At 66.4% G+C, this 15315-nt stretch carries 14 protein-coding genes; 10 read left to right on the top strand and 4 right to left on the bottom strand.

Annotated elements, in window-relative coordinates:
- Window positions 1–43: 43 nt before the first annotated feature.
- On the top strand, window positions 44–1348 hold the full coding sequence (locus AC1RQK_RS29140) for a sulfate adenylyltransferase subunit 1 (protein WP_174427935.1): 1305 nt from the start codon (window positions 44–46) through the stop codon (window positions 1346–1348).
- 47 nt (window positions 1349–1395) lie between these two features.
- On the top strand, window positions 1396–2166 hold the full coding sequence (cobA, locus tag AC1RQK_RS29135) for a uroporphyrinogen-III C-methyltransferase (RefSeq protein ID WP_492375661.1): 771 nt from the start codon (window positions 1396–1398) through the stop codon (window positions 2164–2166).
- 304 nt (window positions 2167–2470) lie between these two features.
- Here cobA and AC1RQK_RS29130 read toward each other — a convergent pair whose 3' ends face one another.
- The 3 genes from AC1RQK_RS29130 to lptF are packed head-to-tail and all read right to left on the bottom strand — an operon-like array spanning window position 2471 to window position 5179.
- Window positions 2471–2875, bottom strand: a complete 405-nt coding sequence (locus tag AC1RQK_RS29130) for a sirohydrochlorin chelatase (protein WP_492812698.1) — start codon at window positions 2873–2875, stop codon at window positions 2471–2473.
- A gap of 28 nt (window positions 2876–2903) precedes the next feature.
- Window positions 2904–4058 (bottom strand): LPS export ABC transporter permease LptG, encoded by a 1155-nt coding sequence (lptG, locus tag AC1RQK_RS29125; protein ID WP_416049489.1) that lies wholly within the window; start codon window positions 4056–4058, stop codon window positions 2904–2906.
- Window positions 4055–5179, bottom strand: a complete 1125-nt coding sequence (gene lptF / locus AC1RQK_RS29120) for an LPS export ABC transporter permease LptF (protein ID WP_183036652.1) — start codon at window positions 5177–5179, stop codon at window positions 4055–4057. Before lptF ends, lptG begins: the two co-directional genes overlap by 4 nt.
- 139 nt (window positions 5180–5318) lie before the next feature.
- Between lptF and AC1RQK_RS29115 the strand changes: the two genes are divergently transcribed.
- From AC1RQK_RS29115 to AC1RQK_RS29105, 3 genes are all read left to right on the top strand, one after another.
- Complete coding sequence (locus AC1RQK_RS29115; protein WP_492375663.1) at window positions 5319–6881, top strand: leucyl aminopeptidase; 1563 nt, start codon at window positions 5319–5321, stop codon at window positions 6879–6881.
- Window positions 6882–6986: 105 nt separating this feature from the next.
- On the top strand, window positions 6987–7439 hold the full coding sequence (locus AC1RQK_RS29110) for a DNA polymerase III subunit chi (protein ID WP_492375664.1): 453 nt from the start codon (window positions 6987–6989) through the stop codon (window positions 7437–7439).
- The gene (locus tag AC1RQK_RS29105; RefSeq protein ID WP_492375665.1) at window positions 7436–8023 is read left to right on the top strand and encodes a hypothetical protein; all 588 of its coding nucleotides are present in this window, start codon (window positions 7436–7438) and stop codon (window positions 8021–8023) included. Before AC1RQK_RS29110 ends, AC1RQK_RS29105 begins: the two co-directional genes overlap by 4 nt.
- A 298-nt stretch (window positions 8024–8321) precedes the next feature.
- Here the strand turns inward: AC1RQK_RS29105 and ilvD are convergent, their stop codons facing one another.
- Window positions 8322–9995, bottom strand: coding sequence for a dihydroxy-acid dehydratase (ilvD, locus tag AC1RQK_RS29100; RefSeq protein ID WP_043348892.1), 1674 nt, complete (start codon window positions 9993–9995; stop codon window positions 8322–8324).
- 164 nt (window positions 9996–10159) lie between these two features.
- Here ilvD and AC1RQK_RS29095 point away from each other — a divergent pair, with 164 nt between their 5' ends.
- From AC1RQK_RS29095 to AC1RQK_RS29075, 5 genes are all read left to right on the top strand, one after another.
- Window positions 10160–11170 carry a LysR family transcriptional regulator gene (locus AC1RQK_RS29095; protein WP_492375465.1) on the top strand — a complete coding sequence of 337 codons (1011 nt, stop codon included), beginning with the start codon at window positions 10160–10162 and terminating at the stop codon, window positions 11168–11170.
- 72 nt (window positions 11171–11242) lie between these two features.
- Window positions 11243–12055, top strand: coding sequence for a prolipoprotein diacylglyceryl transferase (gene lgt, locus AC1RQK_RS29090; RefSeq protein WP_492375466.1), 813 nt, complete (start codon window positions 11243–11245; stop codon window positions 12053–12055).
- Between the two features lie 17 nt (window positions 12056–12072).
- The gene (locus AC1RQK_RS29085; RefSeq protein ID WP_492812808.1) at window positions 12073–12756 is read left to right on the top strand and encodes an HAD family hydrolase; all 684 of its coding nucleotides are present in this window, start codon (window positions 12073–12075) and stop codon (window positions 12754–12756) included.
- 264 nt (window positions 12757–13020) lie between these two features.
- Window positions 13021–13761 (top strand): GntR family transcriptional regulator, encoded by a 741-nt coding sequence (locus AC1RQK_RS29080; protein WP_492812693.1) that lies wholly within the window; start codon window positions 13021–13023, stop codon window positions 13759–13761.
- A 33-nt stretch (window positions 13762–13794) separates the two neighbouring features.
- Entirely contained in the window at window positions 13795–15243 is a 1449-nt protein-coding gene (locus AC1RQK_RS29075) for a malonyl-CoA decarboxylase domain-containing protein (RefSeq protein ID WP_492375468.1), read from the top strand.
- Window positions 15244–15315: the final 72 nt, after the last annotated feature.

Here is a 15315-nt window from a genome sequence, read left to right as displayed (position 1 = left end):
CGCCGGAGCGAGCGCTGCGAGAGGGACGAAGAAAGGATTTAAAATGAGCACCCAAGCAACACACCAAGGCCTGCTGCGTTTTATCACCGCCGGTTCGGTCGACGATGGCAAGAGCACCCTGATTGGCCGCCTGCTGTACGACAGCAAGGCTGTGCTGTCCGATCAGCTGACCGCGCTGACCAACGCCAAGAACAAGCGTACCGCCGGCGAGCAGATCGATTTCTCGTTGCTGACCGATGGCCTGGAAGCCGAGCGCGAGCAGGGCATCACCATCGACGTGGCTTACCGCTACTTCTCCACCGCGCGCCGCAAGTTCATCATCGCGGACACGCCGGGGCATGAGCAGTACACCCGCAATATGGTGACGGGCGCCTCTACCGCGCACGCCGCCATCGTGCTGGTCGACGCCACCCGCGTGACCGTGACGGACGGCCGCGCCGAGCTGCTGGCGCAGACCAAGCGCCATTCGGCCATCCTGAAGCTGCTGGAACTGCAACACGTGATCGTGGCCATCAACAAGATGGACCTGGTCGAGTTCAGCGAAGAGCGCTTCAACCAGATCCGCGCGGCCTATACCGAGCTGGCCAGCCAGCTGGGTTTGAAGGATGTGCGCTACGTGCCAGTGTCGGCGCTGCGTGGCGACAATATCGTCAACGCCAGCCAGGCCATGCCGTGGTACCAGGGCGAGCCGCTGCTGCCGCTGCTGGAAGCCCTGCCGGTGGAAGAACCCGCACCCGAAGGCGACGCCGCGCTGCGTTTCCCGGTGCAGCTGGTGATCCGCCAGGACGGCGCCCAGGCTGACGATTTCCGCGGCTATGCCGGCCGGGTCGAGGCAGGCACCGTGCGCGTGGGCCAGAAGCTGCGCGTGCTGCCCGCCAACCGCGATGCGCTGGTGGCGGAAGTGCTGACCCCCAACGGCGTGGCCGAATCGGCCAGCGTGGGCGAGACCGTGACGGTGCGCTTGTCGGAAGACGTGGATGTGTCACGCGGTGATATGTTCGTGGCTGCCGCGGCGGACAGCGTTTCGGCCAAGAAGCTGACCGCCGACCTGTGCTGGTTCGACGATGAATCGCTCAATCCGGCCCGCAAATATGTGCTCAAGCACACCACGGCCAGTGTGTTCGCGCGCGTGTCGTCGGTGGATCGCGTGCTGGACGTGCATACGCTGCTGCACGAGACCGACCGCCACGAGATCGGCCTGAACGATATCGGCTCGGTGCAGATCTCGCTGCAAAAGCCCATCGTCTGCGACAACTATGGCGACAACCCGGCAACCGGCGCGTTCGTGCTGATCGACGAAGCCACCAACCACACCGTGGCCGCTGGCATGATCCGTGCGTTCGCTTAAGGCGAGTGCATAGACAAATCGATCCAGTGAGCGCGAAGGAGCATGGCATGGGCAAGGTCTATCTGATCGGCGCGGGTCCCGGCGCCGCGGACCTCATTACGGTGCGCGGTGCACGGCTTTTGGGCGAAGCCCAGGTGGTGCTGCACGATGCGCTGGTCTCGCCCGAGATGCTGGCATGGTGTCCGCAGGCGCAGCTGATCGAGGTGGGCAAGCGCTGCGGCCAGCGCTCCACCGCGCAGTTGTTCATCAACCGCCAGATCGTGGACCAGGCCAGCAAGTTCGAGCGCGTGGTGCGCTTGAAGGGCGGGGATCCGATGCTGTTCGGCCGCGCCGACGAGGAGCTGCAGGCGCTGGAAGAGGCCGGCATCGAGTACGAGATCGTGCCGGGCATCACCGCCGCGCTGGCGGCGGCTTCCGCGATCCGCAAGCCGCTCACCAAGCGCGGTGTGTCGCGCAGCGTGGCGTTTGCGACGCAATCCAAGGCGGCTGACACGATCGACGTGGAGGCGGATGTCAAGGCCGATACGGTGGTGTATTACATGGGCCGCGACCAGGCAGCAGCCATCGCCGCGCAGCTGATCGCGCACGGCAAGCCGGCTTCCACGCCTGCCTGGGTGGTTGAGGCCGCTACCTCGGCGCACCAGCGCAGCCGCCAGTTCACGCTGCGGCAGATGGCGGCGGGCGAAGCGGCGGCCTGGATCAATCCGGTGCATCCCAGCCTGCTGATGATCGGCGAAGCGCTGGCCTCGCGGGCTAGCGAGGTGGTGCCGCAGGATGTGGATGGCGACGTTGCATACGCGCAGACTCGCGCGGCCTGAAGCACTGGGTGCGATGTAAAAAGCCGGACAACATAGCGTTGTCCGGCTTTTTCTTTGCGCTTGTGTGCTTGTGAGCTTTCGGGCTGCGCCGGTTTGCTCCCCTCTCCCGCTTGCGGGAGAGCAAGCCGGGGGAGAGAGCGGGCGCTCGTTACGCCGTCGTGCCGTCAAAAACCACGGGCTTCGCTGCAAGTGGCTCCTAGCTAAGCCACCCCTCTCCCCAGCCCTCTCCCCCTGAGGGGAGAGGGAGCGACTGCCGTCGTCGTAGCGCGGGGTTGTGGCCCGTTCTTCGGCTTCGTTCGATGTTTCAGGTGCGCTGTTCCGCGCTGCTGAGCGTCCCCACACAATAAGCCGCAATCGCATCCAGCACGCTGTCATCCTCGCCAACAGCCGCCGCGCAGCGGATCGTCACACCCGGAAGCTTGCTCCGGCAATCATCCAGCAACGCCGGCAGGTCCCGCCGCAGATGCCCGCCCTGGCCAAAGAACACCGGCACCACATTGATGTCGGTAACGCCCCCGGCGGCCAGCGCCGCCAGCGTATCCGGCAGCGAAGGCGTCATCAGTTCCAGGAAGGCCAGGCGCACCGCGCAATCCGGCAGCGCGGCTGTCAGCCTGGCGTGCAGCCGGTCAAACGGCTCGCGCCAGCGCGCATCGCGCGCGCCATGGCCGAACAGCACCATGGCCTGGCGGGGAAGGGGTGTGGTATTCATCTTCGAGCCTTAATGCTTGCTGGCTAGCTTAATGCCGGTCCACCCAGCGCAACGCGCCAAGCGCCACCAGCAGGTACAGCGTGCCGGGGATCAGCGCCGAGACGATGGGCGGCCAGGTATGCAGCAGCCCCACGTGCGAGAACAGGGTGTTGGACAAGTGGAAGGACAGCCCCAGCATGATGCCGCCGAACACCTTCACGCCCACCGCGCCGGCCCGCGCGTGCAGGTAGGCAAAGGGCAGGGCCAGCGCCACCATCACGAACAGGGTCAGCGGGTAGATCACTTTCTTCCAGAAGGCGATCTCGTAGCGCTGGGTGTCCTGCTTGTTGTCGCGCAGGTGGCGGATATAGCGGAACAGGTCCACCGTGGACATCCGCTCCGGCTCCACCAGCAGCACCGACAGGATCTGCGGCGTCAGCTCGGAGCGCATGGCCATGGTGGGCACGCTTTGCTGCTCGCCGCGGAAGGCCGGTGCCAGGGCGTCCGCTTTGCCGGGCTCGCCCCTGGGCAGTTCCAGGAAGTGGGTCTCGGTCACGCCGGTGAGCTGCCAGGACTGGCCGCCCTCGTAGCGGCCTTCCTTGGCCACGCGGATCACGCTCAGGCGGTATTGGTCGTCGAACTCGTAAATGGTGACGCCGGTGATGCTCTGGTCGGGCCGCAGGCCGGCCACGTTGACGAAGCGCGTGACCTCATGGCCCTTGGAGGCATCGCGGTCGCGGTCCTTGACCCACACGCCGGAGCGAAAGCCCGCCGACACCGTGGCGCCCAGTGCTTCGAGCTTGACCTTTTGCGCATACTGCTCGGCCTTGGGGCCAATGAACTCGCCGAAGATAAACGTGGCGATGGCCAGCGGAATCGCCAGCTTGAACAGCGAGAACAGCGCCTGGCGCGTATTCAGCCCGGCCACCCGGAAAATGGTGTACTCGGACTGGCTGGCCAGTTGCGAGAACACATAGATGGCGCTGATCAGCACGGCGATCGGCAGCACCTCATAGATGCGGGTGGGCGCCTGCAGGATGACGTGGAAGAACGCCACCAGCGAGGTGTAGCGGCCGGCCACGCTCTCCAGCTCGCTGAGCATGTCGAAGAACACGAACAGCGCCAGCACCGCAAACAGGATGAAGGCGAAGACGCCGTAGATCAGCCGCGCGAAATAACGCTCGTAGACACGCAATACCTTCATGCCTGGTTCCCCCGGGCGCCGCCCTTGCGGGGCAGGCCGAAGACCGCGCGCCAGCCACCCAGGCTGCGGTTCTGGCGGTAGCGGAACAGCATCACCGCGCCCAGCAGGGCGATCAGGTGGAACGGCCACCAGGCCAACGCGAACGGGATGGAGCCGGAGCGCACCCAGGCCTGCGAGAGATTGATCACGTTACTGTAGGTGAGGTAGATCAGCACCGCGAAGACCAGGGGCGTGTAGCGGCCCAGGCGCGGGTTGACGTAGGCAAGCGGGATGGCGATCAGCACAAAGTTGAAGGCCAGCAGCGGCAGCGACAGGCGCCACAGCAACTCGCCCAGGTTCTCGTTGGTGCGGTTGCGCAGCAGGTCGATGGTGTCGCGGCTCTTGGTCGGCAGGTTGGCGTCCGACTCAGGTGGTTTGTTGTCCACCTTGACCGCGTACTGGTCGAACTCGACGATGCGGTAGTCGATCTTGCCGGGCGTGCCGGCATAGCGGCGGCCGTTTTCCATCACCACCATGCGGTCGCCGTTGGGCATGGTCTGGAACTGGCCCTGGTGGGCCAGTGCCACGCCGATCTTGTCGGCCTCGGCGTTGGCCACGAAGACATTGCGCGCGTGCTTCATGTCGGCGTCGATGCCTTCGATGAACAGCACGTAATTGCCCTTGGCCGGCTCGATGAAGCGGCCGGCGGCAATCATGGACAGCACGCCGCGCTGCTCGAAGCGGTCGCGGAACAGCGCGCTTTGCTGGTTGGCCCACGGCCAGGCGAACATGCCCAGCAGCAGCGACATGATGATGAAGGGCGCGGCAAACTGCAGCACCGGCTTGACCAGGTCGCGCAGCGAGATGCCGGCCGAGAACCACACCACCATCTCCGAGTCCTTGTACCAGCGCGTGAGCACGATCAGGGTGGAGATGAACAGGGTGGCGGACAGCAGGATCGACAGGTAGCCGATGGTGGCCAGGCCGATCAGCATCAGGACGTCATTGGGGCTGGCCTGGCCATTGGCGGCCATGCCGAGAATACGGATCACGAGCGAGGTCAGCATGAAGGTCAGCATGACCAGAAACACCGCGCCGGCGGTGTATGCGAGCTCGCGACGCAAGGCTTGTTGAAAGATCATGCGGAGTCGGTTCCGGGCTGCCGGCCGGCGCGGGCGATGTCGGTGCCGGGGGGCTTGCTAGCAAGCATAGCGGACCGCCGGCAGCAAATCGCGGATAATAGGAGCTTTCGTGGTGGACAAGCCCCTGGAAGGAAGCGCGATGGAATTTAGCACAAAAGCCTTGGATTGGAGCAAAGCGGGCCAAAATGGTTTCCTGGCAACCAAGACCGATTGTCTGGTGGTGGGCCTGTTTGAAGGACAGAGCCTGGCCGGTGTGGCCAAGGCACTCGACGTGGCAACCAAGGGTTTGGTCTCCCGGCTCATCAAGCTGGGCGATTTCGAAGGCAAGCGCGGTACCCAGCTGATGCTGCACGAAGTGGCCGGTGTGGGCGCTGCCCGCGTGCTGCTGGTGGGCTTTGGCAAGGAAGCCGAGTTCGGCGACAAGGCGTTCGCCGAGGCCGTGCGCACCGCGCTGCGTGCCTTGTCCGGCACGCGCGCCGCCAATGTGCTGTGGTGCCTGGCCCAGCAGCAGGCCCCGCAGCAAGCTGGCAACGCCCGCGACCTGGCCTGGCGCCTGATCACCACCGTCACCCTGATCCGCGAGGCGGGCTATCGCCTGCTGGAGCGCCATCCGGGCCTCAAGCGCACCAATGCCAACGCCAAGGGCAACGGCAACGGCGCCGACAAGCTCACCGGCCTGCGCAAGGTGGTGCTGACCGTGGACGCGGCTGACGCCAAGGCGGCCGCCCAGGCCGTGATTCGCGGCGCGGCCATCGCCAACGGCATGGAGCTGACCAAGGACCTGGGCAACCTGCCGTCCAACATCTGCACGCCGACCTACCTGGCCAATACCGCGCGCGGCATCGCCAAGCGCCACAAGCTCAAGGTGGAAGTGCTGGGCCGCAAGCAGCTCGAGGCCCTGAAGATGGGCGCCTTCCTGGCGGTCACCAAGGGCGCGGTGGAGCCGCCCCAGTTCATCGTGCTGCGCTACGACGGCGCCTCGGCCAAGCAGGCGCCGGTGGTGCTGGTGGGCAAGGGCATCACCTTCGATACCGGCGGCATCTCGCTCAAGCCCGGCGAGGGCATGGATGAGATGAAGTACGACATGTGCGGCGCCGCCTCGGTGCTGGGCACGCTGCAGGCGGTGGCCGAGATGGGCCTCAAGCTGAACGTGGTCGCGGTGGTCCCCACCTGCGAGAACATGCCGTCCGGCAACGCCACCAAGCCTGGCGACGTGGTCACCAGCATGTCCGGCCAGACCATCGAGATCCTCAACACCGACGCCGAAGGCCGCCTGGTCCTGTGCGACGCGCTGACTTATGTGGAGCGCTTCAAGCCGGCCGCCGTGGTGGATGTGGCAACCCTGACCGGCGCTTGCATCATCGCGCTGGGCCACGTCAACAGCGGCCTGTACGCGCGCAACGACGGCCTTGCGGACCAGTTGCTGCAAGCCGGCCGCAAGGCCATGGACACCGCCTGGCGCATGCCGCTGGACGATGACTACCAGGACCAGCTCAAGTCCAACTTTGCGGATATGGCCAATATCGGTGGCCGCCCGGCCGGCAGCGTGACCGCCGCCTGCTTCCTGGCGCGCTATACCGAGAAGTACGACTGGGCCCACCTGGACATCGCCGGCACGGCCTGGAAGAGCGGCGCCGCCAAGGGCGCCACCGGCCGCCCGGTGCCCCTGCTGGCGCAGTTCCTGATGGATCGCGCTGGCTGAAGCTGGATGGTTAAGCTTGATGCTTGACAGCAGGGACGGGCCGGCGCCGGCATCTGCGCGGGTCCGTCCCTGTTTAGCTTCATTCTCACAGGATTGCTTTCAACCATGACGCGTATCGATTTCCACAGCAACGTGCCCGACAAGCTCGGCTACGCTTGCCGGCTGATCCGCAAGGCGTACGGCGCCGGCCAGAAACTGGTGGTGCATGGCGCGCCGGAGCAGCTGGCGCAGCTCGATGCGCGCTTGTGGACGTTCTCCGCGCTGGATTTCCTGCCGCATTGCGGCGTGGACAGCCCGAACGCCGGGGTGACGCCGATCGTGCTGGCGGCCGCGCTGGACCAGGCTCCGCACCATCAGCTGCTGATCAACCTTAGCGCCGAGCCGCCGGTGCAGTTCGCCAGCTTCGAGCGCATGATCGAGGTGGTCGGCAGCGACGCCGACGACCGTGCCGCCGGGCGCGAGCGCTTTCGCCTGTACCGCGAGCGCGGCTATCCGCTGGCGCATCACGATATCGCCCAGGCCGGCCAGCCAACACAGGGTAAGGGGGATGCCGCATGACCGAACGCACCACCTCGCGCGTGATCCCGCGCATCGGGCCCAACGACAGCATTCCGCTGCTGACGGAGGTGATCGACCTGCCCACCGACGGCGCCAGGCAACCGGCGCCGGATGCGGCAGGAGCGCCGCAGACGGTAGCGTGGTCGGACGCTGGCGCTAGCAGCCCCAGCCATGCCCAGCCCGTGCATGACATGACCTGGCCCGGCCCGGTCACCCATGTCGTCATGCCCCGTGAGACCGGCGACGGCATGCCCGCGCCCGATATCCCGGCACTGCACCAGCCAACCCCGTCAACCCAGGATGGCGCCTACTCGGTCTCGCACGCCACGCACCACGCCAGCCCGCCGCCCAGCCCGGACGAGTTGCGCGCCGTGCGCAGCGAGCTGCTGACCCGCGTGATGATGCGGTTTCGCACTGAGTGGCCGCAGGTGGTGGAGGCCCATACCGAAGCCACGCTGCAATCGCGCCTGGCCCCGCTGACCGCGCAACTGGCGGCGGAACTGACACAGGCGATGGAGGCCCGGCTGGTGGAGTGGCTGGACGCCACGCTGGAAGAAATCGAGCGGGACCCGGGCGGCATGTGAAGGCCCCAGGCACCGAACGAAGCCGGCGAACAGGCCAAAGCCGCCGGCGATGACGACGGCTGTCTCTCCCTCTCCCCTCAGGGGGAGAGGGAGAGGGGTGGCTTAGCTAGGAGCCACTTGAAGCGAAGCCCGTGGTTGTTTCCAGCATGGCGACGTATCCAGCGCCCGCCCTCTCCCCCAACCCCTCTCCCGCAGGCGGGAGAGGGGAGCAACCACGCGGGAGCTTGAGTCTGCGCTGCCAAAAAAAAGCCCGCGATCGCTCGCGGGCTTTTGTCCTTCTGGCGATGAAGCCGCAGCCTCAGTCCGTCACAGCGCCCTTGCTGGCGGTCGAAGCCAGCTTGGCGAACTTGGCCAGCACGCCACGGGTGTAGCGCGGTGCCGGCTGCTTCCAGGCGGCGCGGCGCTTGGCCAGCTCTTCTTCGCTCACGTTGAGTTCCAGCAGCAGCTTGTGCGCGTCGATGGTGACCGAGTCGCCTTCCTGCACCAGCGCGATGTTGCCGCCCACGTGCGCTTCCGGCGCGACGTGGCCGACCACCATGCCCCAGGTGCCGCCCGAGAAGCGGCCGTCGGTGATGAAGCCGACCGATTCGCCCAGGCCCTTGCCGATGATGGCCGAGGTGGGGGCCAGCATTTCAGGCATGCCGGGGCCGCCCTTGGGGCCCAGGTAGCGCAGCACCAGGATGTCGCCGGCGTTGATCTTGTCGGCCAGGATGGCGTCCATGGCGCTTTGCTCGTCCTCGAACACGCGGGCCGGGCCGGTGATGACCGGGTTCTTCAGGCCGGTGATCTTGGCGACGGCACCTTCCTGTGCCAGGTTGCCCTTCAGGATGGCCAGGTGGCCTTCCTTGTAGAGCGCCTTTTCGATCGGCATGATCACGTCCTGGTCGGCGCGCGGGGTGTCCGGCACGTTTTCCAGTTCCTCGGCCAGGGTGCGGCCGGTGATGGTCAGGCAGTCGCCGTGCATCAGGCCTGCCTTGAGCAGGATCTTCATGACCTGGGGAATGCCGCCCGCGCGGTGCAGGTCGGTTGCCACGTACTGGCCCGACGGCTTCAGGTTGCAGATCACCGGCACCTTGCGGCGGATGCGCTCGAAGTCGTCGATGCTCCATTCCACTTCTGCCGAGTGGGCGATCGCCAGGTAGTGCAGCACGGCGTTGGTGGAGCCGCCGGTGGCCATGATCAGCGCAACGGCGTTCTCGATGGACTTGCGCGTGATGATGTCGCGCGGCTTGATGTCCTTCTTGATGGCTTCGACCAGCACGCGTGCCGATTCGGCTGCGCTGTCGACCTTTTCCTGGTCCGGGTTGGCCATGGTCGACGAGTACAGCAGCGACATGCCCAGCGCCTCGAACGAGGAGCTCATGGTGTTGGCGGTGTACATGCCACCGCACGAGCCCGACGACGGGCAGGCGTTCTTCTCGACGCCCTCGAAGTCTTCCTGGCTCAGGCGTCCGGCGGTGAACTCGCCCACGGCCTCGAACGACGACACGATGGTCAGGTCCTTGCCCTTCCAGTTGCCCGGCTTGATGGTGCCGCCGTACACATAGATGCCCGGCACGTTGGTGCGCGCCAGCGCGATCATGCCGCCCGGCATGTTCTTGTCGCAGCCGCCGATCACGACCACGCCGTCCATCCACTGGCCCTGGGTCGCGGTCTCGATACAGTCGGCGATGACTTCGCGGGAGATCAGCGAGTACTTCATGCCTTCGGTGCCCATCGACATGCCGTCCGAGATGGTCGGGGTGCCGAAGATCTGCGGGTTGGCGTCGGAGGCCTTGATGGCCGCCACGGCGGCGTCGGCCAGGCGTTGCAGGCCGGAGTTGCACGGCGTGATCGTGGAGTGGCCGTTGGCGATGCCCACCATCGGCTTGTCGAAGTCTTCCTTCTTGTAGCCCAGCGCGTAGTACATCGAGCGGTTGGGGGAGCGCGCCACGCCTTGCGTGATGTGCTGCGAGCGTTTGTTGTATGCCATGGGAATCTCCGGGGGAAGTGTGCCGGCCTGCGCGGGGCGCCTCAGGGTTCCGAGGACCGGGCAGGCTCTTGCCATGTTGTGGACGAGAGCATGCCGCTTGCCTTTTATCGTGTCAAATATATTATTCAACCTTTATTGAGTCGAAAAACATATCAGGAGCTCCTTTGGACCTGCGCCAGTTGCGCTACTTCGTTACCGTGGCGGAGGAGTTACATTTCGGCCGCGCCGCGCGGCGGCTCACCATGACGCAGCCGCCGCTGTCCCAGCAGATCCAGGCGCTGGAGGAGGAGATTGGCGTGCAGCTGTTCGCCCGCACGCGGCGCTCGGTGGCGCTCACCCCTGCGGGCCAGCAATGGCTGCCCGAGGTGCGCCGCGTGCTGGCCGATGCGGCCGCGCTGCCGGGCCTGGCCCAGCGGCTGGCGCGCGGGGAGGCCGGCACGCTGTCGTTGGCCTTTGTCAGCACGGCCGATTACGGCATCCTGCCCGACCTGCTGCGGCGCTTCCGGGCGCGGCACCCCAATGTGCAGCTGCAACTGCGCGAGGCCACCAGCGATATCCAGCTGGAGGCCCTGATGGACGGCGGCATCGACGCCGGGCTGGTGATCCGCCCGCAACTGCCGGCCATGCCGCATGGCGTGGCCTACCTGCCGCTGGTGCGCGAGCCGCTGGTGCTGGCCGTGCCGGAAGGCTGGCGCCCGGATGGCGCGGCGGCAGCCGAGGAGGGCGTTTCGCTCAAAGATGCGGCGCACGAGCCGCTTATCATCTTTCCCCGGCGAAGCGCGCCGGCGTTTTATGACATCATTACGGGCTGTTATGCGCGCGAAGGCCTCACGCCGGTGATCGCCCAGGAGGCCATCCAGATGCAGACGATCGTCAGCCTGGTATCCGCCGGCATGGGGGTGGCGCTGGTGCCGGCCTCGCTTTGCAACCTTCGCCGTACCGGTGTGTCCTACCTGCCGTTGCGCGACGCCGGGCCCGATATCGAAACCGGGCTGGTGTGGCGTGAGGCTGGTGCCGACAGCGTGAGCCCCGTGCTGAGATCGTTTATCGAGATCGCCGGCGCGCTGGCCGCTGCCATGACGCTGACGCAAAACGCTGGCATAACACCGGGCACGGAGCCGGGCGCGGAGCTTGGCACTGCCGCTGCGGCAACGCACCTGACTAACGCAGCCTGAACCCTGATATCGCGCCGGACGCCAGGTTGCCCGTGCGCGATCTCTCTACCTACAACCCTAACCACGGCACACATGCTGATTCATCCCCAATTCGACCCGGTTGCGATTCATCTCGGCCCGCTCGCCATCCGCTGGTACGGGCTGATGTACCTCGCCGGGTTCATCATGTTCCTGTGGTTCGGGCGCCTGCGCATCCGCCAGCCGCATATCGCGGCCCAGGGCTGGACGGTCAAGGACCTGGACGACATGTTGTTCTTCGGCGTGCTGGGCGTGATCCTGGGCGGGCGGCTGGGCTACGTGTTCTTCTACAAGGCCGATTACTACCTGAGCCATCCGCTTGAGATCTTCAAGGTGTGGGAGGGCGGCATGGCCTTCCACGGCGGCTTCCTGGGCGTGATCGTGGCGATGTGGCTGTTCGCCAAGCTGCGTGGGCGGCACTGGATGGAGGTCACCGACTTCATCGCGCCGATGATTCCCTGCGGGCTGGCGGCCGGGCGCATCGGCAACTTCATCAACGGCGAGCTGTGGGGCCGTCCCACGGACCTGCCGTGGGGCATGATCTTCCCGCAGGCCGGCGACAACATTCCCCGCCATCCTTCGCAGCTTTATCAATTCGCCGGCGAAGGCGTGGCGCTGTTCATCATCCTGTGGCTGTTCGCCAGGAAGCCGCGCCCCATGGGCGCGGTCTCGGGCGTGTTCCTGATCGGCTACGGCGGTTTCCGTTTCCTCGCCGAGTTCGCGCGCGAGCCGGATAACTTCCTGGGCCTGCTGGCGCTGAACTTCTCCATGGGCCAGTGGCTGAGCCTGCCGATGATCCTGGCTGGCATTGCCATGGTGGTCTGGGCGAACCGTCACGGACAGGCGGCGCAGGCCCCGATCCGTTAAAGCGGGCGCAGATGACTTTGTTCACCGCTGCCATCTTCGATATGGATGGCCTGCTGATCGACTCCGAGCGCGCCATCATGCAAGCCTGGATCGGCGCCGCGCGCGAGATCGGCATCACGCTGGCGGCCAGCGACTACGTGCAGGTCATCGGCAAGGCCAAGCCGGAGTCCGATGCCTTCCTGGTTTCCCTGCTTGGCGACGAGCATGCCTTCCGCCAGGTGCAGGCGATGGCGGGCGCGCAATTGCATGCGCCGGCCACCGGGCCCCGGTTTCCGCTGAAGCCCGGCGCCAGGGAATTGCTCTCGGCGCTGCGCGGCGCGGGCATTCCCTGCGCGGTGGCATCGTCATCCCGTGTCGAGGAGATCAGGGACCGGCTCGGGCGCGTGGGCGTGCTGGATTTCTTTTCTTCCGTCTCGGGTGGTGATGAGGTGCGCCGCGGCAAGCCGGACCCGGCGCTGTACCAGCTTGCCGCCGAGCGCCTCGGCGTGGCGCCGCGGGCGTGCCTGGCCTTCGAGGACAGCGAGAACGGCGCAACGGCCGCGAACCGCTCGGGGGCGCAGGTGGTGGTGGTGCCCGATATCAAGCCGCCTTCGCCGGTCGTGACCGGATTCAGTTTCCGGGTACTGGGCACGCTGCATGAGGCCATTGCGCACGTGCCGCACTGGTTCGGCGTCCACGCGGCAAGGGGTTCGGCGGGCTAGTCCGCACGCGGCGCCCCGTGGCGTTCCCTGCCTTGCATTCGTCCGCGCCGCCCCTGGCGCATGGTGAGACTGACCCTCCTGTTGATCGGCGCGCAAGCGTTGCGCGAGCGCTGGAAGATGCTGCGCATGCGGCTGTGCAACATCGAATTGTCTTGTCATCCGGTCGCCGTTATTCATAATTATGAATTATTGGGCCTGGCAAGACACATTTCACCGTGCCGCAAGCCACCCCGATGCCATTGCATTCTTCCGTCCGGAGGCACCATGCGCATCATCCAGCAGGCCCTGTACCTCGAAGTCGCGGAGCGCCTGCGCGCCATGATCGACGAGCACGCGCTGATGCCCGGCGCCTGGATTGATGAGGCCACGGTGGCCGAGTCGATGGGGATCTCGCGCACGCCGATGCGCGAGGCGCTCAAGGTGCTGGCCGCCGAAGGCCTGGTGCGGCTGGAGCCGCGCCGCGGCTGCTTTGTCAACGCCTTGTCCGAGCAGGACCTCGACGAGATCTTCCCGCTGATGGCGCTGCTGGAAGGACGCTGCGCCTATGAGGCGGCGCGCAACGCCACCGCCGAGGACCTCGACGCGCTCGAAAGCCTGCATGCCGACCTGACCCAGTATGCGCAGGCCGGCAGTATCGACGCCTACTACGAAACCAACTACCAGATCCACGAAGCTATCCAGCGGCTCGCCGGCAACCGCTGGCTGTCCGGCCTGATCAGCGACCTGCGCAAGGTGCTGCGGCTGTCGCGCCACAAGAGCCTGAAGCTGCCGGGCCGCATCCGCGAATCCTGCGCCGAGCATCTGTCGGTGTTCTCCGCGCTCAAGGCGCATGACCCGGAGGGCGCCGAAACCCTGATGAAGACGCACTTGCTGCGCCAGCGCGGTGCGCTCAGGGCACTGGACGCCGCCGAGGTCGCCGAGGCTGACGATAGCGGTGGCGATCCCATCCCCGAAGCACAGCCCGGCCGCCTGCACTTGGCCGGTAAGTCCCCCGTTGATCGATAGCGGCCAACTGACGCGCACAGAGCAGGTACGTCCATGGATTCCCTCAGCAATAGCGAACAGAAAGTCAGCGCGCCCCTGAGCGGCTTGGAGCCGTCGGCGCAATCCCTGTTGTCCCGCTTTGGCCGGTGGTGGGGCCGCAAGGGCGATGACCGCGCCAAGCCAAATACGGATGCCGATGCCAAGGCGGACGCCAAGGCCGTGGGGCTGCCGGCGCGCGTGCTGCGCCGGCAGCGCGAGCAACTGCGTCAATGCTTCGATGCGCGCCTGACCGACAGCGCCGCCAATACCGCAGCGCAAACCTGGCGGGCCGAATACGAAGCCGCGGGCGATGACGCACGCCAGGCCATGCTCGGCGTGCTGGCGGAAGTCGCGGCCAGCGGCGGCCCGGAATCGGATGACGATGCCAAGGATGGCAAGACGCCCAAATCCGCGTCGGGGCTTGCGCAGGCCATGTCCAACGCGCGCATCCGTTTCTTCAAGCGGCTGGCCGCGCTGCACGGGCAGGAGGGCGCAAGCGTCTGCGGCCTGCATTTCCTGATCGGCCTGCGTGCTGACATGCTGCGCTGGCATAAGCGCGTGCCGGGACTGCGCCCGCTTGACGACGATCTGGAGGCGCTGTTCTCCAACTGGTTCGACGTGGGCCTGCTGGAACTGCAGCCCATCACGTGGGACTCGCCCGCATCGCTGCTGGAAAAGCTGATCCGCTACGAGGCGGTGCACGAGATCGCGTCCTGGGCGGACCTGCGCAACCGGCTCGATTCTGATCGCCGCTGCTACGCCTTCTTCCACCCGCGCATGCCGCGCGAGCCGCTGATCTTTGTCGAGGTGGCCTTCGTGCCCGAGATGGCCGCCAACGTCCACGCGCTGCTGGACGAAGCCGCGCCGCTGGAGGACCTGCGCCGCGTGAAGTGGGCGATCTTCTATTCCATCTCCAATACGCAGCCAGGCCTGCGCGGCGTGAGCTTCGGCAACTTCCTGCTCAAGCGGGTGATCGGGGAGTTGCAGCGCGAGTTTCCCAAGCTCAAGCAGTTCGCCACGCTCTCGCCCATCCCCGGGTTCGCCGACTGGCTGCGCAAGCGCGACGGCGAAGCGGTGGCCAAGGTGCTGGGCGACAAGCGCCTGGCGCGCTGGAGCGAGCGCCACGGCACGCCACCCGCCGACGGCGCCGGCTGGCTGGCCGCGCTGCCTGCCGATTCCGAAGATGCGACGGTGCGCGACATCGCGCTGGCGCTGGCCGCGCACTACCTGGTGCGCGAGCGCCAGCAGGCGCTGCCGGCCGATCCGGTGGCGCGCTTTCACCTGGGCAATGGCGCCTGCGTGGAGCGCCTGAACTGGGCCGCCGACCTGTCGCGCAAGGGCCGTGCGCAGTCGTGCGGGATGATGGTGAATTATCTTTACGTGCCCGAGGCGCTAGATGACAATCTGGTGCGCCTTGGCAACGGATCCCCGCGCATGAGCCGCGCGGTGAGCAAGCTGTTGTAACCCTGGTCAGGTAAAAGACAAGGCCGCGGGCCGCGTTCATGGGCCATTCCAGCAGTTCTTCGTTTTGACTTT

The organism is Cupriavidus sp. GW822-FHT02D05, assembly GCF_058802485.1.
The sequence above is the reverse complement of the archived record's forward strand: the minus strand, read 5'-3'. Positions and strand labels throughout refer to the sequence as shown.